This is a genomic window from Stenotrophomonas sp. 704A1 (assembly GCF_030549525.1).
In the GTDB taxonomy this organism is placed as follows: domain Bacteria; phylum Pseudomonadota; class Gammaproteobacteria; order Xanthomonadales; family Xanthomonadaceae; genus Stenotrophomonas; species Stenotrophomonas tuberculopleuritidis.
This window is the reverse complement of sequence record NZ_CP130831.1, coordinates 3,914,063-3,936,664: the sequence shown is the minus strand read 5'-3', so window position 1 is coordinate 3,936,664 and position 22,602 is coordinate 3,914,063. Positions and strand designations below refer to the sequence as shown.

Annotated in this window: 15 protein-coding genes; 9 read left to right on the top strand and 6 right to left on the bottom strand. The window is 68.0% G+C overall.

Annotation, left to right across the window (positions count from 1 at the left end; translation table 11 throughout):
• Positions 1-96 precede the first annotated feature (96 nt).
• The 3 genes from rsgA to Q5Z10_RS17970 all read left to right on the top strand — a co-directional run bounded on the left by rsgA (position 97) and on the right by Q5Z10_RS17970 (position 5,079).
• Positions 97-1,206 carry a ribosome small subunit-dependent GTPase A gene (gene rsgA / locus Q5Z10_RS17980; protein WP_303639223.1) on the top strand — a complete coding sequence of 370 codons (1,110 nt, stop codon included), beginning with the start codon at positions 97-99 and terminating at the stop codon, positions 1,204-1,206.
• Between the two features lie 92 nt (positions 1,207-1,298).
• Positions 1,299-2,552, top strand: a complete 1,254-nt coding sequence (locus Q5Z10_RS17975; RefSeq protein ID WP_303636718.1) for a flavohemoglobin expression-modulating QEGLA motif protein — start codon at positions 1,299-1,301, stop codon at positions 2,550-2,552.
• 235 nt (positions 2,553-2,787) lie between these two features.
• The gene (locus Q5Z10_RS17970; RefSeq protein ID WP_303639222.1) at positions 2,788-5,079 is read left to right on the top strand and encodes a TonB-dependent receptor; all 2,292 of its coding nucleotides are present in this window, start codon (positions 2,788-2,790) and stop codon (positions 5,077-5,079) included.
• Between the two features lie 98 nt (positions 5,080-5,177).
• Here the strand turns inward: Q5Z10_RS17970 and phbB are convergent, their stop codons facing one another.
• The 3 genes from phbB to Q5Z10_RS17955 all read right to left on the bottom strand — a co-directional run bounded on the left by phbB (position 5,178) and on the right by Q5Z10_RS17955 (position 8,486).
• Positions 5,178-5,918 (bottom strand): acetoacetyl-CoA reductase, encoded by a 741-nt coding sequence (phbB, locus tag Q5Z10_RS17965; RefSeq protein WP_303636717.1) that lies wholly within the window; start codon positions 5,916-5,918, stop codon positions 5,178-5,180.
• 24 nt (positions 5,919-5,942) lie between these two features.
• Positions 5,943-7,271, bottom strand: a complete 1,329-nt coding sequence (locus tag Q5Z10_RS17960; protein WP_303639221.1) for a CitMHS family transporter — start codon at positions 7,269-7,271, stop codon at positions 5,943-5,945.
• 75 nt (positions 7,272-7,346) lie between these two features.
• Positions 7,347-8,486 carry an OprO/OprP family phosphate-selective porin gene (locus Q5Z10_RS17955; RefSeq protein WP_303639220.1) on the bottom strand — a complete coding sequence of 380 codons (1,140 nt, stop codon included), beginning with the start codon at positions 8,484-8,486 and terminating at the stop codon, positions 7,347-7,349.
• 303 nt (positions 8,487-8,789) lie between these two features.
• On the opposite strand from Q5Z10_RS17955, the gene Q5Z10_RS17950 reads away from it, so the two are divergent.
• Genes Q5Z10_RS17950 through Q5Z10_RS17935 form a run of 4 tightly spaced genes read left to right on the top strand, consistent with a single transcriptional unit; the run spans position 8,790 to position 12,618 of the window.
• Positions 8,790-9,479 (top strand): response regulator transcription factor, encoded by a 690-nt coding sequence (locus tag Q5Z10_RS17950; RefSeq protein WP_303636716.1) that lies wholly within the window; start codon positions 8,790-8,792, stop codon positions 9,477-9,479.
• On the top strand, positions 9,466-10,860 hold the full coding sequence (locus tag Q5Z10_RS17945; protein ID WP_303636715.1) for a sensor histidine kinase: 1,395 nt from the start codon (positions 9,466-9,468) through the stop codon (positions 10,858-10,860). The genes Q5Z10_RS17950 and Q5Z10_RS17945 overlap by 14 nt, the downstream gene beginning before the upstream one ends.
• Positions 10,857-11,912: an ABC transporter substrate-binding protein gene (locus Q5Z10_RS17940; protein ID WP_303636714.1), complete on the top strand. Its 1,056-nt coding sequence runs from the start codon at positions 10,857-10,859 to the stop codon at positions 11,910-11,912. The genes Q5Z10_RS17945 and Q5Z10_RS17940 overlap by 4 nt, the downstream gene beginning before the upstream one ends.
• Before the next feature lie 55 nt (positions 11,913-11,967).
• Positions 11,968-12,618 (top strand): response regulator, encoded by a 651-nt coding sequence (locus tag Q5Z10_RS17935; RefSeq protein ID WP_303636713.1) that lies wholly within the window; start codon positions 11,968-11,970, stop codon positions 12,616-12,618.
• A gap of 513 nt (positions 12,619-13,131) precedes the next feature.
• On the opposite strand, the gene Q5Z10_RS17930 is transcribed toward Q5Z10_RS17935, so the two are convergent.
• Positions 13,132-15,777, bottom strand: a complete 2,646-nt coding sequence (locus tag Q5Z10_RS17930; RefSeq protein WP_303636712.1) for a hybrid sensor histidine kinase/response regulator — start codon at positions 15,775-15,777, stop codon at positions 13,132-13,134.
• Positions 15,778-15,845: 68 nt separating this feature from the next.
• Positions 15,846-17,015 (bottom strand): OprO/OprP family phosphate-selective porin, encoded by a 1,170-nt coding sequence (locus Q5Z10_RS17925; protein ID WP_303636711.1) that lies wholly within the window; start codon positions 17,013-17,015, stop codon positions 15,846-15,848.
• 332 nt (positions 17,016-17,347) lie between these two features.
• Here Q5Z10_RS17925 and Q5Z10_RS17920 point away from each other — a divergent pair, with 332 nt between their 5' ends.
• Positions 17,348-18,700, top strand: a complete 1,353-nt coding sequence (locus tag Q5Z10_RS17920) for a dicarboxylate/amino acid:cation symporter (RefSeq protein WP_303636710.1) — start codon at positions 17,348-17,350, stop codon at positions 18,698-18,700.
• Between the two features lie 230 nt (positions 18,701-18,930).
• Positions 18,931-21,222: an NADP-dependent malic enzyme gene (locus tag Q5Z10_RS17915; protein ID WP_303636709.1), complete on the top strand. Its 2,292-nt coding sequence runs from the start codon at positions 18,931-18,933 to the stop codon at positions 21,220-21,222.
• 631 nt (positions 21,223-21,853) lie between these two features.
• Here Q5Z10_RS17915 and Q5Z10_RS17910 read toward each other — a convergent pair.
• Positions 21,854-22,600, bottom strand: a complete 747-nt coding sequence (locus tag Q5Z10_RS17910) for a basic secretory protein-like protein (RefSeq protein WP_303636708.1) — start codon at positions 22,598-22,600, stop codon at positions 21,854-21,856.
• Positions 22,601-22,602 lie beyond the last annotated feature (2 nt).

Genomic DNA, 22,602 nt, shown 5'->3' with positions numbered 1-22,602 from the left:
TGGCATGGGGCTTCCATCCTACCGGAATTGCTGCAGTGCATGGCAAGGCCTCCAGGCCCGCCACTGCTGGGCTGGCAGGGCATCGGCACGGGTAGAATGGCGGCGATGACCCAGACTCCCGATTTCACCGCCCTGCAGACCATCGGCTGGCCCTGGCCGGGCCCGCCGCAGCAGGCCGACTGGCAGGCCATGATGGCCGCGCACCCGCAGGCCCGTCCGGCGCGGGTGATCGAACAGCACCGCACCCATTACGTGGTGGCCGACGGTCCCGAGGCGGCGATCAAGGCCGAGTCGTTGCCGGAGTGGCAGCGCCCGCGCTTCCCCAGCCACGAACGGCCGGCGGTGGGCGACTGGGTGTTGCTGGAGGGCATCCGCATTGTCGCGCTGCTGCCGCGGCGCACCGCGATCAAGCGCGGTGCCGCCGGCGAGCATTACCACCAGCAGGTGATCGCGGCCAACATCGATACCGTCTTCATCGTCTGCGGGCTGGATGCGGACTTCAACCCGCGCCGGATCGAACGCTACCTGCTGCTGGTCGGTGGCGGCGGTGCCGAACCGGTGGTGGTGCTGACCAAGGCCGACCAGACCGAGTACAGCGAGGACGCGCTGGCGGTGCTGGAGGAACTGGAAATGCAGGGCATCGCCCTGCACGCCATCAACGGCCTGGATGCGGACAGCGTGGCGGTGCTGGAACCGTGGCTGGGCCCGGGCCGCACCGTGGTGCTGGTCGGCTCTTCCGGTGCAGGCAAGTCGACGCTGACCAACACGCTGCTGGGCGAGCAGCGGATGAAGACCAATGCGGTGCGTGCCAACGATTCGCGTGGCCGCCATACCACCACCCACCGCGCGCTGATGCCGTTGCCGATGGGCGCCTGCCTGATCGATACCCCCGGCATGCGCGAACTGAAGCCGACCGGTGAGGAAACCCTGGCCGAAGGTGGCTTCGCCGATATCGAAGCGCTGGCCGCGCAGTGCCGCTTCCGCGACTGCATGCACCAGCAGGAACCGGGGTGTGCGGTGCGCGCGGCGATCGACGCGGGTGAGATCGAAGAGAGCCGGCTGCTGAACTACTTCAAGCTGAAGGAAGAAGTCGCCGCCGCTGCTGCCAAGCTGGCGGTACGCCAGGCCGAGACCGCACAGGAGCGTGGCGGCAGGAAGGGCAAGGGCCAGCAGTTCCGCCCGGCCGGCAAGCCGCGCCGGCGTTGATCGCGGCTGGACCGTGACGCGGGGGAACCCGCTTCTGCCAGGTGTCCCCCTTCGCCCCTGCCAAAGCAAGGACAGGGCGCTATAGTCCGCGCATGGAATCGACCATGACGCTGGACCGTGACGTGGCCCACCATGCAGCGCTCGATGCGCGCCTGGTCGAGGCCGTGGGAGGCATCCGCCTGCTGGGGCTGAGCAGCTGGCCGGCCAGCCTGCAGGCACCGTTCCTGGACAGCGTGGCCCGGGGGCAACCGGTGCTGCCGGTGGTGGATTACCCGAAGCTCGACTTCAGCGAGGAACGCCGCGCGCTGGCCGCCATCGCCGCCGAGTGTGATCCCGGCCATCCGCTGGGCCACTACGTACAGCAGTCCGCGCAGAGCTGGGACCTGGCCGCACAGCTGCTGGAAGGGCTGGGCAGCGCGGCGGTGGACCGCTGTTCGGTGCAGTTGTTCGGTGCGCCCGAACAACCGCTGCCCGGCAACGGACCGAGCACGCGCGAGGCCGCGCGTCATTTCATCCAGATCGCCGCCGAACTCGACCATGAACTGCTGGCGCCGGAAGAACAGGTGCCGGTGTCGGCCATCGCATTGCAGCTGCAGCTGCAGAACGACCTCGATGGCTTCTTCGAATCGCGCATCATCCAGGTGCAGCTGGACCCGGAGCTGGTGTCGAAGGCCGCCGCCGGGCCGACCCGCATCCGTCTGCGCACCAGTGCCCGGTTCAGTGCCTACGACCGCGCCCAGCTGTTCCACCACGAAGCGCTGGTGCATTCGCTGACCGCATTGAACGGGCGCGAACAGCAGGTGCTGCCGAGCCTTGCCTTGTCCTCGCCACGGGTGACGGCCACGCAGGAAGGGCTGGCCACGTTCGCCGAGCAGATCACCGGCAGCATCGACATCGAGCGCCTGAAGCGCATCAGCCTGCGCACCGAAGCGATCGCGATGGCGCGTGAAGGGGCCGACTTCATCGAGGTGTTCCGCTACTTCTGCGATGCGGGACAGAACCCGGAAGAGAGTTTCGCCTCCGCACAGCGGGTGTTCCGCGGCGTACCGCCGAGCGGCGGCCTGGCCTTCACCAAGGACACGGTGTACCTGCGCGGGCTGGTGTCGGTGCATACCTTCTTCCGCCACATGCTGGCCGAAGACCGCCTGCAGGTCTGCCGCTGGTTGTTCGCAGGCAAGATGAGCCTGACCGATGCGATCGCCTTCGCGCCGCTGTTCGAGGCCGGTGTGCTGAAGCCACCGCGCTGGCTGCCGCACTGGGTGAGCCGGGCCAACGGCCTGGCCGGCATGCTGGCGTTCTCGCTGTTCGCCAACCGGATACGGATGGATCAGCTGGCGCCGGAGTGAACGGCGCTGGATGGGTTTCAGCGCCTTCCAGGGATGACCCGCCGGTGCCGTGGTTCCGGTTGCCGTTGCAGGGGCAGGTGCAGGGTGCAGCCCTGCCGGAAACATCCCGCGATGCGACGCGCGTCACGGCCGGCACTCCCTGCACGCCTTCGTAAACAACCTTTCATCTTCCATTCGCATAGTGGCCGCGCGCCGTGCCGAGTCGCGGCGGACTTCCCCCATGCAATGGACCGATATGCAGACCCGACACCTGACGATCGCCGTGGCGATCGCGCTTTCCGCCGCCGCCAGCACCCATGCCGCTGAATCCACCGACGCCAGCACCGATGCCGCGCTGAGCGCCCAGACGCTGGATACCGTCTCGGTCATCGGCCAGGGTGAAACCCGCCAGGTGCAGCGCATCACCACCGTCGACAAGCAGGTGTTGCCGCCGGGCACCAGTGGCCAGAAGATCCTGGACCGCCTGCCGGGCGTGTCGGTGCAGTCCAACGATGCCTTCGGCGCGAACGAAGAGTCGCAGACCATCAGCCTGCGTGGCTTCGACAAGAGCCGCCTGGGCTACACGCTCGACGGCATTCCGCTGGGCGACAACAGCTATGGCAACTACAACGGCCTGAGCATTGCCCGCGCACTGATCGCCGAGAACCTCGCCGGTGCCGAGCTGTCGCAGGGCATCGGTTCGCTGGGCGTGGCGTCCACCAGCAACCTGGGCGGCACCATCCAGTACTTCTCGATGGACCCGTCCACCGAGTTCGGCGGGCGTGCCAGCATCACCGTTGGCGACGACAACCAGCGCCGCGGCTACCTGCGGGTGGATACCGGCGACATCAACGGCTTCTCGGCCTACGTGTCCGGCGTGCACCAGGATGCGGACATGTGGGCCGCGCCCTACCAGAACCAGACCACCCGCCAGTTCAATGCCAAGGCGGTGTGGAACGTGGGCGATCATCGCTTCGGCGCCTTCGTGGCCACCTCGCGGGCCAGCCAGGCCAACTACGCCTATCTGTCCAAGGACATGCTGGCGCGCGGCCTGGGCTATGACTGGAACATCTATGCACCGGACTGGGATCGCGCCGTCGCCGCCGCCTACTGCGCGCCGGGCACGCTGGACCGCAGCAGGTGCCAGTTCAGCGGCGGCGTCAACAGCATCGACGATGCCTACTACCAGAGCCGCGCGCTGCGCGACGACAACCTGTACTCGATCGATGCCGACCTGCGGCTGGGCGAACAGGGCCGTCTGAAGCTGCTGGCCTACCACCACGACAACCGTGGCCAGGGCCACTGGTGGGCACCGGGCCAGCCGTCCTACCCGGGCACCGACAGGATGCTGCCGATCTCGATCCGCAGCACCAACTACACCATCAACCGCGACGGCCTGACCGCCGCGCTGTCGTGGACGCTGGGCATCCACGAACTGGAAGCCGGCCTGTGGCTGGAGCAGAACGACCACAACGTCTCGCGCAACTTCTATTACATCAGCGGCCCGTTCCTGGATGACCTGTACCTGCAGAACCCGGACCGCCTGCTGTTCAACCAGGACTTCGACATCCGCACGCGGCAGTTCTACGTGCAGGACCGCATGCGCTTCCTCGACCAGCGCCTGACCGTGGACGTGGGCATCAAGAGCCCCAACACCCGCATGCGCGCCACCGCGCAGCCGGGCGTGGAAACCAGCATCGCCTCGGGCACGCTGACCGCCAAGGAGTCGGTGCTGCCGCAGCTGGGCGTGGGCTTCAAGCTCACTGCCAACAACGAGCTGTTCGCCTCGTACGCCGAGAACATCGCCGCGTTCGTCGGTGGCGGCAGTGGCGGCCCGCTGCAGGTCTCGCCGGAATCGTTCGCGGCCAGCGCCGGCCTGGAGCCGGAGAAGTCGAAGAGCCTGGAAGCCGGTTTCCGTACCTTCGGTGAGAAGTACCAGGCGTCGATTGCCGCCTACAACGTGAAGTTCGACAACCGCCTGCTGTCGCTCAACCCGTGTTCGAGCATCGAAGTCGGCACGCGCCCGGAGTGCGTGACGCGCTTCATCAACGTCGGTTCGGTGAAGAGCCGCGGCGCCGAGCTGACCTTCATCCTCAAGCCGGTGGACGGCCTGCAGTGGTACAACGCGCTGTCCTGGAACAAGACCACCTACGAGGACGATTACACCTCCGGCGGTGCGATCGTGCCGGTGGCCGGCAAGATCACCGTGGACACCCCGCAGCGCATGGCCTCCAGCGAAATCAGCTGGAACCGCGATGGCTTCTTCGCCAGCCTGCGCGCCAAGTACACCGGCAAGCGCTACTACACCTACACCAACGATCAGTCGGTGCCGGGCGTGACCACCTTCGACGCCGGTGCCGGCTATGACTTCGGCCCCGGTCTGGGCCTGCGCAACGTGCGGGTGTCGTTGAATGCGACCAACCTGACCAACAAGCGCTACGCCGGGCAATTGAGTTCGTTCGCACCGACCGACCCGAACGGTACGCGCTACGCCATCCATGCCAGTGCGCCGCGCCAGGTATTCATGACCGTGGCTGCGGAGTTCTGATCGGTCGAGGCATCCACGCGGGGCGTGGACCTGCTGCAGGAGCGGGGCGTGGATCTACCGGGGGAGGGGCGTAGATCCACGCCGCGCGTGAACGGGCCTCAGCCCATGTACAAGCCGCCGTTGACCGGGTAATCGGCACCGGTCACATACGAGGCCTCGTCCGAGGCCAGCCACGCGACCAGCCCGGCCACTTCGTCAGGGCGTCCCAGCCGCCGCACCGGCACCGATGCGGCCAGGCGGTCAAGCACGTCCGGCGGGAAGCTGCTGATCGCCTGGCTGGCGATGTAGCCCGGCGACAAGGTGTTCACCGTGACCCCGCGCGAGGCCACTTCCGCGGCCAGCGCACGGCTGAAACCGTGCATGGCGGCCTTGGCGGTGGCGTAGTTCACCTGGCCGATCTGGCCCTTGTGCGCGCTGACCGAGCCGATGTTGATGATGCGGCCCCAGCCGCGGCTGGCCATGCCATCGACCACCTGCTTGGTCAGGTTGAACAGCGCATTGAGGTTGGAGGCGATCACCGCGTTCCAGTCTTCCACCGTCATCTGCCGGAACAGCAGGTCGCGGCTGCCGCCGGAATTGTTCACCAGCACGTCGATCTCCCCGACTTCCGCACGCACCTTGGCGAATGCGGCCGTGGTCGAGGGCCAGTCGGTGGCGTTGCCTTCGGAGGCGATGAAGTCGAAGCCCTGGTCGCGCTGCTCACGCAGCCAGTTGGCCTTGCGCGGCGAGTTCGGTGCGCAGCCGGCAACCACGGTGTGGCCGGAACGGGCCAGGCTCTGGCAGATGGCAGTGCCGACACTGCCCATTCCGCTGGTGACGTAGGCGATGCGAAGCGTCATTGCAGGGTGCTCCTTGGCTCGGGATCAGGCGGCGAGGGGATACAGCGCGAACAGCAGGCTGCCCACCATCAGCAGCAGCGAAATGGCGATGGCCCACTTCAGGGTGAACTTCTGGTGGTCGGCGAATTCGACCTTGGCCAGGCCCACCAGCAGGTAGGTGGAGGGCACCAGCGGGCTGAGCAGGTGCACCGGCTGCCCGGCCAGCGAGGCGCGCGCCATCTCCACCGGGGTGATGCCGTAGTTGCCGGCCGCCTCGGACAGGATCGGCAGCACGCCGAAGTAGAACGCGTCGTTGGACATGAAGAAGGTGAACGGCATCGACGCCAGCGCGGTGATCACCGCAAGGTAGGGCCCCCACGATTCGGGAATGATCGCCAGGAAGCTGTGCGACATCGCCTCGACCATGCCGGTGTTGTTGAGGATGCCGGTGAAGATGCCGGCGGCGAAGATCAGCGCGACCACCGACAGTACGTTGCCGGCATGATTGACCACGCGGCGGCGCTGCTCGGCCAGGTTCGGATAGTTGATCACCAGGGCGATGGCGAAGCCGACCATGAACAGCACCGGCATCGGCAGCACGCCGATGATCAGTGCGGTCATCAGCGCCAGGGTCAGTGCCAGGTTCACCCACAACAGCTTCGGGCGCTTGATGTCCTCGGCATCTTCCACGGTCGGCAGCGCCGTGCTGTCATCGGACACGCTGCTGTCCATCCAGCTGCCGCCCTGCGGCAGGGTCACCACGCCCAGCCGGCGGCGCTCCTTCAGGCCCAGGTACCAGGCCAGCAGCAGCACGCCGGCACAGGCGATCACCATCGACGGAATCAGCGGCACGAACACATCGGCCGGGTCCACGTGCAGCGCGGTGGCCGCGCGCGCGGTCGGTCCGCCCCACGGGGTCAGGTTCATCACGCCGCCGGCGAGGATGGTCACGCAGGTCATGTTCAGCGCGTTCATGCCCAGGCGCTGATACAGCGGCAGCATCGCCGAGACGGTGATCATGTAGGTGGTCGAGCCGTCGCCGTCGAGCGAGATCAGCATCGCCAGCACCGCCGTGCCGAGCACGATCTTCATCGGATCGCCCTTGACGAAGCGCAGGATCACCCGCACCAGCGGATCGAACAGGCCGGCATCGATCATCACCCCGAAGTACAGGATGGCGAACATCAGCATCACGCCGGTCGGCGCGATCTTCTTGATGCCCTCCAGCATCATTTCGTCGATGCCGGCGCCGAAGCCGCCGATCAGCGCGAACAGGATGGGGATGGTGATCAGGGCGACGAGCGGCGACAGGCGTTTGCTCATGATCAAGTACATGAACGTAATGACCATGCCAAAGCCGAGGATGCTCAGCATCATCTGCGGACTCCTTGCGGAAACAGGACGTGGGGGAGTGGAAGGGGTCCGGGCGGCGTGCCCGGATTGCCGGGTTCAGAAGTCGTACTGCAGGCGGCCGGTGACTGCGCGCGTGCGGTCCAGCGTGACCCCGGCCAGGCGGTCGCGGTTGCGGCTCTCGATCACGTTGAGCATGAAGCGCAGGTTGTCGCGCAGGTACCAGTTGCCCCCCAGCGTCCATGCTTCGGTGCTGCCGCGGCGCAGGTCCGGTGCACCGTCCAGGTGCTGCGCGCCCCACATCTGGTCATAGCGCAACGCCACTTCGAAGGCACCGGCCTTGTGACGGATGTTCTTCACCCGCGCAAAACGGCCGGTCTTGCGGTCGTAGGCGCGGCTTTCGCCGGTGACGAACCAGCTGAGCATGCCGTAGGCGGCCATCACGTCGCCGCGCTGGGCACCGTCGTCGAAGGTGGCGCCACTGAATTCGCCCTGCCAGGACAGCGGGCCGCGCACCTGCGCGTATTCCAGCGACCACTTGTTGACGTCGGTATCGCGGCCGGCGGAGAAGTCGACCAGGGTCAGGCGGCTTTCGTCCGACAGATGGCCGGCCGGGCGCGGGCGGATCTTCAGCCCGGGGGCACCGCTCGCGCCGGGGTTGTCGTACGCCTCGCGGGCCAGCGACAGGCCCAGGTGCAGCACGTCGCCGTCGCTGGGCGACGGCGCCCAGGTGACGCGGCCACCGGCGGCCCGGCCCTTGACCTGCCAGGCGTCGATGCTTTCCAGGCTGTAGATGCTGGCCGCCCAGGTGAAGTCACCCGGGTTCGCCTGCCACGACGCGCCCAGCCGGTACAGCGGCGCCAGCGTGGTGCCGGCGTTGCCGCGCTCCAGGAAGCTGCCGTAGTTGGAGCTGGTGCGGTCATCCAGCGAGAAATACTGCTTGAACTGGCCGACGGTGAGCTTGCCGGCATTGCCGAAGCTGCGGCTGAGATACACATCCTTGGCCTCGACGCGGTCGCCGGAGAAATCGGCTTCCAGCTTGTAGTCGACCACGAAGAACCTGCCCGATACGTCCAGCCAGGCGCGGCGGATCTCGGTGTCGTCCTTGTTCGGGGTGCCGCGGTTGTCGTTGTCGAAGGTGGCGAAGTCCAGGTGCAGGCGGCCACCGAGGGTGGCGGTGACCGGACGGTCGTCTTCGGCGGCGAGGGCCGGCGCGGACAGCGCAGCCAGGGCCATCATGGCGGCAGGACGCCGCCAGGCAAACGTGAATTCCACAAACCCTCCCAGGTGCGCGCCAGGCGCGCGGCAATCGTGGGCACCGGACGGTGCGCGGCCGCAGTCTGGGTTGCCGTAGCTGTCATCGTCCTGTCAGCGGTTTGTGCGGTGCAGCGTAAAGCGCGCCGCTGCGACCGTGCCCGGTAGCGCCGGGCCACGCCCGGCGGAACACATCGGCGCCGCGACACCCGGTAGCGCCGGGCCATGCCCGGCGGGCCCCTGCGGCGGCATGCGGTAGCATTCGTTTCCCCTCCCACATCCGTACCCATGCGCCTGCTGCTGGTCGAAGACAACCCGGACCTGGCCGATGCGATCATCCGACGCATGCGCCGCAGCGGGCACGCCGTGGACTGGCAGGCCGACGGGCTGGCCGCGGCCAGCGTGCTGCGCTACCAGAGCTTCGATCTGGTGGTGCTGGATATCGGCCTGCCCAAGCTCGATGGCCTGCGCGTGCTGGCCGGCATGCGCGAGCGCGGTGACAGCACGCCGGTGCTGATGCTGACCGCACGCGATGGCATCGAAGACCGCGTGCAGGCACTGGACGTGGGCGCCGACGACTATCTCGGCAAGCCGTTCGATTTCCGCGAGTTCGAGGCGCGCTGCCGGGTGCTGCTGCGCCGCGCCCGTGGCCAGGCCAGCGAGGTGGTGCAGATCGGTGGCTTCCAGTTCGACAACGCCGCGCACCGGGTGAGCCTGGACGGCGAGCCGATCGAACTGCCCAACCGCGAGTACCGGCTGCTGGAGATCCTGGTCGGCCGCCTCGGCCAGGTCGTGGGCAAGGACGAGATCGGCAACGGCCTGTTCGGCTTCGATGACGAAGCCGGTCCCAATGCCATCGAGCTGTACATCGGTCGATTGCGCAGGAAGCTCGCCGGCGCGCCGCTGCGCATCACCACCGTGCGCGGTGTCGGCTACCTGCTGGAAACCAGTGACGATAGCGCCGATGGCGACAGCTGAATCCCCGGCCCCTGCCGCGCCCGGCTCGCTGCGGCGCACCCTGCTGCTGTATCTGGGCGCGTTGCTGGCGGTGTTCGCGGTGGCCCTGCTGTTCGCCGCACGCGATTACGGCCAGCGTGCGGCCAATCGCTCCTACGACCACCTGCTGGTGTCCTCGGCGCTGTCGATCGCCGATTCGGTGGCGCTGGTGGATGGCCAGTGGCAGGTCGACCTGCCCTACGCGGCGCTGGACCTGCTGGCGATGGCGCCGGAGGACCGCGTGTTCTACCGGGTCGCCGACAGCCGCGGCACGCTCATCACCGGCTATGACGACCTGCCGGCATCGCCGCGCCGGCCGGGCACCCAGCCGTACCTGTTCGATGCTGCGTACAGCGGCGAGACCGTGCGCTTCGTGGTGGTCAGCCGCAGCTTCGCCGCCGCGTCGGCGCAGGGCGAAGTGCAGGTCCAGGTGGGGCAGACCCGACGCGCGCGCGAAGCGGTGGCACAGGACCTGGTCAACCGCGCGCTGCTGGCCATCGGGGTGCTGTCGGGCATGCTGCTGGCGCTGGTGGCGTTCGGCGTGCACCGCGCCTTCCGGCCGCTGGTGCGGGTCGAACGCGAGCTGTCGCGGCGCGAGCCGTCCGACCTGAAACCGCTCGATGCCCGCGTGCCGCGCGAGATGGACCAGATGGTGGCGGCGTTGAACCGCTTCATGGAGCGTCTTTCCAGCAGCAACGAGACGCTGCGCGCATTCATGGCCGAAGCCGCGCACCAGATGCGCACGCCGCTGGCGGCACTGCGCGCGCAGGCGCAGCTGGCACTGGACGATGACGATCCGGAAGACATGCGGCGCAGCCTGCTGGCCATCGAACGCAACGCCACCCACATGAGCCGCCTGCTCAACCAGCTGCTCAGCGATGCCAGCGTGATCCATCGCTCGCACCTGCAGCGCTTCGCCGCGGTGGACCTGGCCGAAACCGTGCATCAGGCGCTGCACGAAGCGCTGCCGCAGGCCGGGCCTGCACCGCGCGTGCAGCTGGCGATGACCGCCGAGCCGGTGCAGGTGCACGGCGATGCGCTGCTGCTGCGTGAGGCGATCAAGAACCTGGTCGACAACGCGATGAAGTACGGCGGTGACGGCCCGCTGCAGATCGCGCTGACGGTCGAGGGCGGGCAGGCGGTGCTGACCATCGCCGACCATGGCGCGGGCATCGCCGCCGCCGATGCCGAGCGCGTGTTCGAGCGCTTCGCGCGTGGCGAGGGCGCGCCGTCCGGCGGTGCCGGCCTGGGCCTGGCCATCGTCAAGCGCGTGGTCGACAGCCACGGCGGCCGCATCGACCTCAGCAACCGCCCGCAGGGCGGCCTGGTCGCCACCATCCGCCTGCCCCGGAGCACGCCATGATCCGCCTGTTGGCCACCGCCGTTGCCCTGTTGCTGGCCCTGCCGGTGATCGCTGCACCCGGCGATGTGCGGCGCTTCCCGGCCCAGGGCGCCGGCACCGCGCAGCTGCGCATCCATGGCACCACCGATATCGAGGTGTTCGCCGAAGTCATCGCCGATTACCAGCGCCTGCACCCGGGCACCGAAGTGGTGTACGAGGACATCATCACCCAGGACCTGTATGCGCGGTACCTGCACGACCGCGCCGGCGCGGGATCGCCGGATCTGCTGATCTCCAGCGGCATGGACCTGCAGACCCGGCTGGTCAACGACGGCCACGCGCTGCCGCACCGTTCGGCACAGACCGCGGCGCTGCCGTCGTGGGCGCAGTGGCGTGGCGAAGCGTTCGGCATCAGCTACGAGCCGGTCGTGATGGTCTACAACACGCGCCGGCTGCCTGCGGCGAAGGCGCCGCACACGCGCCGGCAGCTGCTGGACCTGCTGCGCGCGGAAGATCCCCCCCTGCGTGGCCGGGTCGGTACCTACGATATCGAACGCAGCAGCGTGGGGTACCTGCTGGCCACCCAGGATGCCCAGCGCGGCAGCATCGCCGGCGCGCTGCTGGGCGCGCTGGGCGACAACGCCGTGGTGCGCGAGGAGCGCACCGGCGTGCTGCTGGACAAGGTCGCCAGCGGCCAGTTGTCGCTGGTCTACAACGTGCTCGGTTCCTACGCGCAGGCCCGCATCGATGCCGGCGCACCGCTGGCCATCGTCGAGCCCGAAGACTACACGCTGGTGGTGCTGCGTACCGCGGTGATTCCACGCACCGGCCCACACCCGGAAGAAGCCCGGCGCTTCCTCGACTACCTGTTGTCGCCGCGTGGCCAGCAGGTGCTGTCGCGCGAAGCGCGTCTGATGCCGATCGTGACCGGTAACGCACGCGGTGACGATGCACCAGGCCGCAGCCGCCGCCCGATCCAGCTTGGCCCGGGCCTGCTGGTGTACCTGGATGCGCTCAAGCGCCGCCAGTTCCTCGATGCCTGGCGCAGCAGCGTGGAACCGGCGGGGCGCTGATGCCCTGGTAGCGCCCGGCCCGGCGGATGCGATGGGCTGCCGCTACAATGCCCGCATGAGCGAATACACCATCCTGATCGCCGATGACCATCCGCTGCTGCGGTCGGCGGTGGTGCAGTCATTGCGGCAGAGCCTGCCGCTGGCGCAGGTGCGCGAAGTGGCCAGTGCCGATGCGCTGGCCGAGGCGCTCGACGCCCACCCGGACGTGGATCTGGTGCTGCTCGACCTGACCATGCCCGGTGCGCACGGCTTTTCGGCGCTGCTGCACGTGCGTGGTTCGCATCCGGACATTCCGGTGGTGATCCTCTCGTCCAACGATCACCCGCGGGTGATCCGCCGCGCGCAGCAGTTCGGCGCAGCCGGTTTCATCCCGAAGTCGGCCCCGGCCGAGACCATCGGCGAGGCGGTGCAGTCGGTGCTCGATGGCGGGCTGTGGTTCCCGGCGATGGCCCCCGAACGTTCCGAGGCCGACGCACTGCTGGCCAGCCGCCTGGCCCAGCTGACCCCGCAGCAGTTCCGCGTGCTGCTGTGCCTGGCCGATGGCCTGCTCAACAAGCAGATCGCCTATACGCTGGGGCTGGCCGAGAACACGGTGAAGGTGCATGTCACCGCGATTCTGAAAAAGCTCGAATGCCACAGCCGCACCCAGGCGGCGGTGCTGGTGAAGGCACTGGAGCCGGAAGGCGACGCCGGCGCGGGCGTGTAGTTTCCAGCCAACGGCGCAGCCCCTCGTGGGTGGACACGTAGAGCAGTCATGGGTGAGGCCGGGCAGGTGGACTGCGCAGGGGCCGCTGCAAGTACGTCCATGTAAGCTCGGTCGCCGCATCCATGCGGCTCACGCCCCTGCGCAGCCCACCTGCCCGGCCACGGACAGGTTCCGTGCGCATTCATCCACGGAAGAGAAAAGAAGATCAAAAGCAAAGGCAGCCTGGCCGGTCCGCGAAGCCGAGCATGGGCTCGGCTTTACACGAGCAAGCCCAGCGCGCGATCCGCTTTTGATCTTCTTTTTCTTCTCCGTGGGTGGCAGGCCACCGAAATATGTCAGAGGCCGGTCGGGTTGGGTTCGCGGGCGGTGTCAGCCGCATGGATGCGGCTGCCAAGCCTCCAGGGACGGATTCACGGCGTCCCCCGCGCACCCAACCCGACCGGCCCCCCCCACGGCATTTGCTTTCCACGACCAACCAGACACCACCCACGAGGGCTGCGCCGTTGGCTGGAATCACCCGCGATGGCGGACCAGCAACTGACTCATCAGCGCCCGCAGCGCCGGCGGCTTGACCGGCTTGGCCATCAGCCCCCAGCCACGCTCGGCCGCCATCTCGCGCAATCCCGCATCGCGTTCAGCGGTGACCAGCACCACCGGCGGCCGCGCCTGCCAGCGTGCCGCCAGGGTCTCGTACAGCACCGGGCCGTGGTGGTCGCCCATGCGCACGTCCAGCAGCACCAGCTCGGGCACCGCATCGGCAGCAGCGGCCTGCAGCGCGGCCTGCGGTCCATCGGCCAGCATCACCTCGCAGCCCCAGCGCTCCAGCAGGGCACGGCTGGCTGCACACACGTGCGGATCGTCATCCACCACCCATATCCTGCGCGCACGCAGCGGATTGTCCGTCGCCGGTTCCTGCACCAGCACCGGCGCGGGGGCGGTGGCGGGAATCGCGCTGGCGTCGCCGAACGGCACGCCCACCGCGAACACGCTGCCCTGGCCCAGCTGCGAGCGCAGCCGGATCGGGTGGCCGAGCAGGCGGCCGATGCGGTCGACGATCGCCAGGCCGAGCCCGGCACCGCGCTGCTGACCATCATGCAGGCGGCGGAACTCCTCGAAGATCTCGCCCTGCAGCGCATCGGGAATGCCCGGGCCCTGGTCGTGCACCTCGATCCACAGCAGGCCGCCGCGGCGGCGGCAGCCGAGCAGCACGCGGCCGCGCTCGCTGTAGCGCAGCGCGTTGGACAGGAAATTCTGCAGGATGCGCCGCAGCAGCGCTTCATCGCTGACCACCACCGCGTTGGTGTCGACCCAATCCACCACCAGCCCGCGTGACTGCGCGGCGATGCCGAACTCGCGCGCCAGCGTCTGCAGCAGTGGCCCCAGCCGGAACGCCTGCACACGGGTCGGCAGGCTGCCCGATTCCAGCCGCGCGATATCCAGCAGGCTGTTGAGGATCGCATCCTGTGCCGCCAGCGCGGCATCGATGTGATCGGCGGTCTGCTGCTGCGTGGGGTCGCCCAGCTTGCCGCGCAGCACCGACACGAACATGCGCGCCGCGTTCAGCGGCTGCAGCAGGTCGTGCACGGCCGAGGCGACGAAGCGGGTCTTGTAGCGGTTGGCCTGCTCGGCTTCGCGGCGGGCTTCGTCCAGGTCGTGGGTGCGCTCGGCGATGCGGTGCTCGAGCGCATCGGCCAGCGAACGCAGTTCGCGCGCGGCGTTCTTGTAGCTGGTGATGTCGGCATAGCTGGTGACGAAGCCGCCATCGGGCAGCGGGTTGCCACGGATCTCCAGCACCGTGCCGTCGTCCTTCTCGCTTTCGCGCATGTGCGGGCGGCCACTGCGCAGGTGGGTCAGGCGGCGCTCGATGGCCTCATCGATCGGGCCCGGCCCAAGCAGGCCGCGGCGGGCGTTGAAGCGGAACAGCTCCTCGATCGGACGCCCGACCCGGACCAGACCCGCCGGGAAACGGAACAGCTCCAGGTAGCGCGAATTCCAGGCCACCAGGCGCTGGTCGCGGTCGATGATCACCACGCCCTGCGGCAGGTGTTCCAGGCTGCGGCTGAGCCCACTGTCGGCATCGGTGGCGGCCTGCAGCAGGCCATCCTGGGCGGTACGCAGTTCCTGCGCGTGCTGTTTCAGCAGCGTCTCCAGCTCGCGCCGGCTGCGCTGGCGATGCTTGGACAGGCGCCGACGCTGCTGCACGAACAACAGCAGGAAGCCCAGTGCCAACCAGGCTGCGGCGCCGGCCAGGGCGGCGCTACGGCCGGCGCCGGCGGCGGCGCTGGCATCGTGCAGCAGGTGCAGGCTCCAGTGTTCATCGGGGAGCGGCAGGGTCTGCCACAGCATGGCCTGCGGCAGTGCGGGGTCGAGCAGGCGCACCATCCGCCCGCCATCGGCCAGCACGTCCTCGGTGCGCACGCGCAGCGGCTGCAGCGAACGGTCAGCGTACTGGCGGGCATCGAGCATCTCGCGCCGCTCATCATTGCCCAGTGGCCGCAGCAGGCGGTAGCGCCAGGCATCGCGGTTGGCCAGGAACACCACGTCATGGTTGTCGCTGGCCAGCACCACGTCGGGGCTGCTCAACCATTCCTGTTCCAGTGCCGACAGCTCGATCTTGATCACGATCACGCCGATGCGCTGGCTGTCGCCATCCAGGATCGCCTCGGACATGAAATACCCCGGCACGCCGGTGGTCATGCCGATGCCGTAGAAGCGGCCGCGGCCATGGGCCAGGGCCTGCTGGTAGTACGGGCGGTAGCTGTAGTCCTCGCCGACATTGCTGGTCGGCTGGTCGAAGTTGCTGGCGGCCACCGCGACGCCGTCACGGCCGACCAGGGTCAGGGTCGAGGTCCGGGTGACCTGGTTGGCACGATGCAGCTTGAGATTCAGGCGCTGCCGTTCAGCGGGCGAGACTGGCTGGCGCAATGCCTGCTGCAGGTCCGGGTCGAGCGCCATGACCTGTGGCAGGGTGCCAAAGCGATCGATGCGCTGCTGCAGGCCCTGGCCGTACAGCTGCAGCTGTCGCTGGACCTGCGCGCTTTCGCTGGCCAGCGCGCGGCGCCAGGCGTAATGGCCTGCGGCCGCCGCGCACAGCAGCGTACCGCCGACCATCACCAGCAGGGTCAGCAACAGCTGGCGGTGGCGGCTGAGCCAGTACATGGCGGCAGTCTACGCAGGGCCGGCGGGCGTGGCGTGCACGCCCGCCGGTATCTGACGCGTGGAAGGGATCAGAAGTGCATCTGCGCGCGAAGCTCGAAGATCTCCGGGGTGCTGCGCACACCACGGCGGCTGGCATCGACCTTGACGTAGTTGGCCTGGAACTTGAAGTGGCTGGTCAGGTACCAGTTCGCACCCAGGGTCAGGTCGTGCTGGCGGCCGCCGAGGATGCTGCCATCGTCCAGGTCCAGGCGGCTGTAACGCGCGACCAGTTCCACCGCGCCGTAGTCGTGGGCGGGCTTGATGTTGGCCACCGCGCCGGCGTTGTACGGGCGCGATTCGCCGGTCAGCGTCCAGCTGGCCATGGCGTACTGGCCGTGGCCGGTGTAGTCGGGCTTGCCATCGTGGCGGGTGACGGTGGCCTGCAGGGCTTCGGCCTGCAGCGAGAACGGGCCACGGATCCAGATGCCTTCCAGGCCGGTGCGGCGGATCTGGTCGGCGGTGACCAGTGCGCCCGAATCGACGAAGCGGATGTCGGTCAGGCCGGCTTCCGGGCGCGCACGCAGGCGCGCACTGGCTTCATGGTGCACATCGCGGCCGTCGTGGTAGCCGCGCGGGTTTTCCTGCGAATACGCCACGCCCAGGTGGATCACGTCACCAGGCGCCTTCACCGGGGTCCACACCGCGCGCACGGCCTGGGTGGTGCCGTGGTTGTCGCCCTGCAGGTCCTTGCCGCCATAGGCGCCGGCCTGCAGCAGGTACTGCGGTCGCTCCAGCACCCACTCCACGCCGGTACGGCGGCCGGCGTAGAACGCCTGCACCGGCAGCGCGGTTTCCAGGAAACTGCCGGCACGCGAGGACGTGTTCGCGTCCAGGCCGACCGGGGTCTTCATGTAGCCGAAGCGGAAGCGGCCCACGTCACGGCCGAAGAAGGCCTTGCTCTCGAACCGCACGAACACGTCCAGCCAGGTGTCGGCCTGGAAGTCGTAGTAGACCATCGCGTCGTACACGCCCTTCTTCTTCAGGGTCGCGCCGAATTCCTTGCGGCGCACCGCATCGTCATCGTCGATGCCGCTGCCGGAGGAGAAGTCGTTGTAGTCGTAGGCGATGTTGGCGGTGGCTGCCAGTTCGGTGCCGTCGCCGAAGGCGTACTTGGTCGGCCAGTTGTCGAAATCGGCAGCGGATGCGAAGGCGGGGAGGGTGGCCAGTGACAGGGCCAGCAAGGTCGGAATCGGGCGCATGGATGGTGCGGCTCTCTCGGAATGCGTGTGGACAGGACAACAACGGCCGTAATGGCCGGAACTTTCGCTATGACGCACCCGGCCGTTCAGGTCGGGCCACCGGCGTCCCCGCCATCAGCGGTGCGGGGCCAGTGTAGGCACCGCAGCCACCTGAACCGGGGGGCTAGTACCAATAGGTTATCTGCGCAGCGGTGCGTGGCGCGTACAAAGGCGTCCATTGGTCGCACCCCGTGCCTGCGGTCCGGGGCCGGCGATCAGCTTCCACGGTAGCGGCCCCCAGTGCAGTCGCGGGGTCATACACGCCTGAAAAAACGCCCCTTCCGGAGTCCGCCATGCACATCCCGACCGCTGCGCCGGTGCCCAGCAAGCCGTTGCCGCTCTATCGACAGCTGTACTTCCAGGTGATCGTAGCGATCATCCTGGGTGCCGTTCTCGGCCACTACGAACCGCTGCTGGGCGCCAAGATGAAGCCGCTCGGCGATGCCTTCATCAACCTGGTGAAGATGATCATCGCGCCGGTCATCTTCCTGACCATCGTCACCGGCATCGCCGGCATGACCCACCTGCGTACCGTCGGCCGCGTGTTCGCCAAGGCCATGGCGTACTTCCTGTTCTTCTCCACGCTGGCGCTGATCGTCGGCATGATCGTGGCGCACGTGGTGCAGCCCGGCGCCGGCATGAACATCAATCCGCTGGAGCTGGACCAGACCGCGGTGCACAGCTACGTCGAGAAGTCGCATGACCTGACCCTGGTCGGCTTCCTGATGGACATCATCCCGAAGACGCTGATCAGCGCATTCGTCGATGGCAACATCCTGCAGGTGCTGTTCGTGGCGGTGCTGTTCGGCATCGCGCTGGCCTCGGTGGGCGACAAGGGCAAGCCGATCCAGAACTTCCTGGAAGCGCTGGTCGCCCCGGTGTTCAAGCTGGTGCACATCCTGATGAAGGCCGCCCCGATCGGTGCCTTCGGCGCCATCGCCTTCACCATCGGCAAGTACGGCGTGGGTTCGCTGGTCAACCTGGCGTGGCTGGTCGGCTCGTTCTACCTCACCGCGTTCCTGTTCGTGGCGGTCATCCTGGGCGTGGTCTGCCGCCTGTGCGGCTTCTCGGTGTTCAAGCTGGCGCGCTACCTGAAGGCCGAACTGCTGCTGGTGCTGGGCACCTCGTCTTCCGAATCGGCCCTGCCGTCGCTGATGGAGAAGATGGAGCGCGCCGGCTGCAGCAAGTCGGTGGTGGGCCTGGTGGTTCCCACCGGCTACTCGTTCAATCTCGATGGCACCAACATCTACATGACCCTGGCCGCGCTGTTCATCGCCCAGGCCACCAACACCGAACTGACCCTGGGCCACCAGATCGCCCTGCTGCTGGTCGCCATGCTCAGTTCCAAGGGCGCGGCCGGCGTGACCGGTGCCGGCTTCATCACCCTGGCCGCCACCCTGGCGGTGGTGCCGGAAGTGCCGGTGGCGGGCATGGCGCTGATCCTGGGCGTGGACCGCTTCATGAGCGAGTGCCGCTCGCTGACCAACTTCATCGGCAACGCGGTGGCCACCGTGGTGGTGTCGCGCTGGGAGGGCGCGCTGGACCGCGACCGCCTGGCGCTGGCGCTGGATGGCCGTGAAAGCGAACTGCCGCCGCCGGTCGATGCGGTGCCGCTGATGGCCGAGGCCTTGCCGGCCAAGAGCTGACCCGGGTGTGTGGTACTGCGGGGCCGGTCACGACAGTGATGCGGCCCCGCAGCGTTTCCAGGCGTCCCACGGCTGTCATCGGCAGCGCCGAAGCTGGTGCTGCGGGACCCCCACATACGGCCCGGAATTGTGCGGTCGCAGCATCGGTGCGACAGCATAGCGACAGGTCCAACCGCTCCAACGGGGGTATGATCCCCTGTCCCTTCTGCCCATTCATGTAACCCACATCGATGTCCAACGAAGATTTCAAACAGGCCGCCCTCGATTACCACCGGATGTCTCCTCCGGGCAAGATCAAGGTTTCCGCTACCAAGCCCATGCTGACCCAGCGCGACCTGTCGCTGGCGTATTCGCCGGGCGTGGCGTACGCCTGTGAAGCGATCAAGGCCGACCCGCAGCAGGCCAGCGAGCTGACCGCGCGCGGCAACCTGGTGGCGGTGATCTCCAACGGCACCGCGGTGCTGGGCCTGGGCAACATCGGCGCACTGGCCGGCAAGCCGGTGATGGAAGGCAAGGGCGTGCTGTTCCAGAAGTTCGCCGGCATCGATGTGTTCGACATCGAAGTGGACGAGACCGATCCGGACAAGCTGGTCGACATCATCGCCTCGCTGGAGCCGACCTTCGGCGGCATCAACCTGGAAGACATCAAGGCGCCGGAGTGCTTCATCGTCGAGCGCAAGCTGCGCGAGCGCATGAAGATCCCGGTGTTCCATGACGACCAGCACGGCACCGCGATCATCGTCGGTGCCGCCGTGCTCAACGCCATGGCGATCACCGGCAAGAAGATCGAGGAAGTGAAGCTGGCGACCACGGGCATGGGCGCGGCCGGCATTTCCTGCGTGAACATGCTGGTGCAGCTGGGCCTGAAGCCGGAGAACATCCTGGCCTTCGACCGCGAGGGCGTGATCCATACCGGCCGCACCGACCTGGACCCGGAAAAGCAGCGCTATGCGCGCGACACCGACAAGCGCAGCCTGGCCGAGATCGTCGACGGCGCGGACATCTTCCTGGGCCTGTCGGCACCGGGCATCCTGACCGCCGAGATGGTCAAGACGATGGCGCCGGATCCGGTGATCTTCGCGCTGGCCAATCCGACCCCGGAAATCATGCCGGAACTGGCGCGTGCCGCGCGTCCGGACGCGATCATCGGTACCGGCCGTTCGGACTACCCGAACCAGGTCAACAACGTGCTGTGCTTCCCGTACCTGTTCCGTGGCGCGCTGGATGTCGGCGCCACCGCGATCAACGAGGAAATGAAGATCGCCTGCGTGCGCGCGATCGCCGCGCTGGCCCGTCGTGCCGCCACCGACATGGGCTCGGCCTACGGCGGCGAGACCCCGAGCTTCGGCCGTGAATACCTGATCCCGCGCCCGTTCGACCGCCGCCTGCTGGTCGAGCTGTCGGCCGCCGTGGCCCAGGCGGCCATGGATTCGGGCGTGGCCGCCCGTCCGATTGCCGACATGGAAGCCTACCGGCAGAAGCTGTCGCAGTTCGTCTACCGCACCAGCCTGATGATGAAGCCGGTCTACGACCGCGCGCGCGGCGACAAGCAGCGCGTGGTGTATGCCGAGGGCGAAGAGGAAGTGGTGCTGCAGGCCGTGCAGAACGTGGTCGACGATGGCCTGGCGCACCCGATCCTGATCGGCCGCCCGGACGTCATCGAATCGCGCATCGAGCGCCTCGGCCTGCGCCTGAAGATCGGCGAGAACGTTGAAGTCACCAACATCAACGACGATCCGCGCTTCAACGAATACTGGCAGTACTACCACGGCCTGACCGGCCGTCGCGGCGTCACCGTGGCCGCAGCGAAGAACCTGATGCGCTCGCGCCCGACCCTGATCGCGGCGGTGATGGTGGCCCGTGGCGAGGCCGACGCGATGCTGACCGGCATCGTCGGCCGCTTCCACAAGAAGCTGGGCTACGTGCGCAGTGTGCTGCCGCTGGAAACCAAGGTCACCTCGACCTCGGCGATGACCGGCGTGATCAACCAGCAGGGGGTGTTCTTCTTCGTCGATACCCACGTGCAGGAAGACCCGACCGCCGAGCAGCTGTGCGAAGCGACCCTGCAGGCGGCGTACCGCATGAAGCTGTTCGGCGTGGAGCCGAAGGTGGCGCTGCTGTCGCACTCCAACTTCGGCAGCCATGATTCGAAGGACGCGCTGAAGATGCGCCAGGTGCGCGAGCTGCTGCTCAAGCGCAACCCGCGCCTGAACGTGGACGGTGAGATGCAGGGCGACACGGCATGGGATGAAGCCCTGCGCCAGAAGCTGCTGCCGGGCTCGACCCTGCAGGGCCGCGCCAACCTGTTCGTGCTGCCGAACCTGGAAGCGGCCAACATCGCCTACAACCTGGTGCGGGTGTTCACCGACGGCGTGGCGATCGGTCCGATCCTGATGGGCGTCAACAAGCCGGTGCATATCCTGACCACCAGCGCGACCTCGCGCCGGATCCTGAACATGACCGCGATTGCCGCGGTGGATGCGCAGATCCGCAAGCAGATCGAAGCGGAAAAGAAGGCGTAAGCCTTCGTTCCGATGCGATCTGCGGAAACGCGCCCCACGGGGCGCGTTTCTGTTTCCGCCCCGCGGAAACCGGATCGGGTAGCGCCGGGCCATGCCCGGCGAGCGCGCAGCGCGGCGCTCTCCGCATTCCGCCGGGCATGTTCCGCCGGGCATGTTCCGCCGGGCATGTTCCGCCGGGCATGTTCCGCCGGGCATGTTCCGCCGGGCATGGCCCGCCGGGCATGTTCCGCCGGGCATGTTCCGCCGGGCATGGCCCGCCGGGCATGGCCCGCCGGGCATGGCCCGCCGGGCATGGCCCGCCGGGCATGTTCCGCCGGGCATGTTCCGCCGGGCATGGCCCGCCGGGCATGGCCCGCCGGGCATGGCCCGCCGGGCATGGCCCGGCGCTACCGGATTGCAGTCCTGTGGTCACCGCCCTGCAACCTCGTTGCGGCCCAATACGCCCACGCGGCCCGGCCGTGGGAAGGGACCGGACCGGCCTTCCCACCCTGGGCCCGACCAACTTTCCATGGGCGGAGCAGTGTCATGCGCAGTCGAGTGAGCAAGCGGTATTTCCAGCAGCTGTTCGCGCTGTACGCCGGCTTCGTGCAGTCGCGTTGAAGGCCGGGGCATCGCCCCGGCAACGTCGAACTTACCGCCGCTTCGCGCGTCGCGCGGGCGGTGGCGCAGGGGCCGGGGAGCGCGGCTTGGCATACTCCGCCCACAACGCCGGCAGGGTCTTGCCGGTGTGCTTCTGCCACAGCGCCGGTGCATAGCGCCCGTCGCGCAGATCCTTGTCCAGTGCCAGCACCAGTCCCGGGTGCGCCGCTTCGGCCCACTTCAGGAAGGCACCGGTCACCCGGTAGCCGCTTTCCACCGTCTGGCCCTGGCTCAGCTTGTCCGGCAACGCCCAGCCGGCAGCGGCGTTGTTCATGCCGTAGCGATCGCGGGCGTAGTCGGCAATGCCCTCCACCAGCCAGCCCGGCACGCGCTTGTCGCCATAGCCGGGGTAGCCCTGCACGATGTGCATCGCTTCGTGGGTCACCAGATCGATGTCATCCGGATGCTGGACCAGCCAGCCGGGATTGATGGTGATGGTGCTGGCCTTGTCCTTGTCACCCACGTAGGCCACGCCGTTGTAGGCCGGATCGATCACGATGCGTACCTCGTTCGGCGCGGCCGGACGGAAATCGGCACGCTCGCGCAGATAGGCGAAGTAGAACGTATCGATGATGCGCTTGCGCACCGGCGCGGCCAGCGCGCCCGTCGCGTCCTGGTAGTACAGGGTCACGCCGTCACGGCTGACCTGGCCATCGAAGGCCTGGGTCTGCGGCTGGGCAGGACTGGCAAAGGGAAAGGCAAGGGTGGCGAGAGCGAGGGGGAGGACACGTAGGCGCATGG

Bases quoted from the DNA above. Each gene is read 5' to 3' on its own strand.
- Q5Z10_RS17925 (WP_303636711.1), bottom strand. From the start codon at position 17,015: ATGCGCCCGATTCCGACCTTGCTGGCCCTGTCACTGGCCACCCTCCCC.
- Q5Z10_RS17970 (WP_303639222.1), top strand. From the start codon at position 2,788: ATGCAGACCCGACACCTGACGATCGCCGTGGCGATCGCGCTTTCCGCC.
- Q5Z10_RS17945 (WP_303636715.1), top strand. From the start codon at position 9,466: ATGGCGACAGCTGAATCCCCGGCCCCTGCCGCGCCCGGCTCGCTGCGG.
- Q5Z10_RS17960 (WP_303639221.1), bottom strand. From the start codon at position 7,271: ATGCTGAGCATCCTCGGCTTTGGCATGGTCATTACGTTCATGTACTTG.
- Q5Z10_RS17940 (WP_303636714.1), top strand. From the start codon at position 10,857: ATGATCCGCCTGTTGGCCACCGCCGTTGCCCTGTTGCTGGCCCTGCCG.
- Q5Z10_RS17950 (WP_303636716.1), top strand. From the start codon at position 8,790: ATGCGCCTGCTGCTGGTCGAAGACAACCCGGACCTGGCCGATGCGATC.
- rsgA (WP_303639223.1), top strand. From the start codon at position 97: ATGGCGGCGATGACCCAGACTCCCGATTTCACCGCCCTGCAGACCATC.
- Q5Z10_RS17930 (WP_303636712.1), bottom strand. From the start codon at position 15,777: ATGTACTGGCTCAGCCGCCACCGCCAGCTGTTGCTGACCCTGCTGGTG.
- Q5Z10_RS17955 (WP_303639220.1), bottom strand. From the start codon at position 8,486: ATGATGGCCCTGGCTGCGCTGTCCGCGCCGGCCCTCGCCGCCGAAGAC.
- Q5Z10_RS17935 (WP_303636713.1), top strand. From the start codon at position 11,968: ATGAGCGAATACACCATCCTGATCGCCGATGACCATCCGCTGCTGCGG.
- Q5Z10_RS17920 (WP_303636710.1), top strand. From the start codon at position 17,348: ATGCACATCCCGACCGCTGCGCCGGTGCCCAGCAAGCCGTTGCCGCTC.
- Q5Z10_RS17910 (WP_303636708.1), bottom strand. From the start codon at position 22,600: ATGCGCCTACGTGTCCTCCCCCTCGCTCTCGCCACCCTTGCCTTTCCC.
- Q5Z10_RS17915 (WP_303636709.1), top strand. From the start codon at position 18,931: ATGTCCAACGAAGATTTCAAACAGGCCGCCCTCGATTACCACCGGATG.
- phbB (WP_303636717.1), bottom strand. From the start codon at position 5,918: ATGACGCTTCGCATCGCCTACGTCACCAGCGGAATGGGCAGTGTCGGC.
- Q5Z10_RS17975 (WP_303636718.1), top strand. From the start codon at position 1,299: ATGGAATCGACCATGACGCTGGACCGTGACGTGGCCCACCATGCAGCG.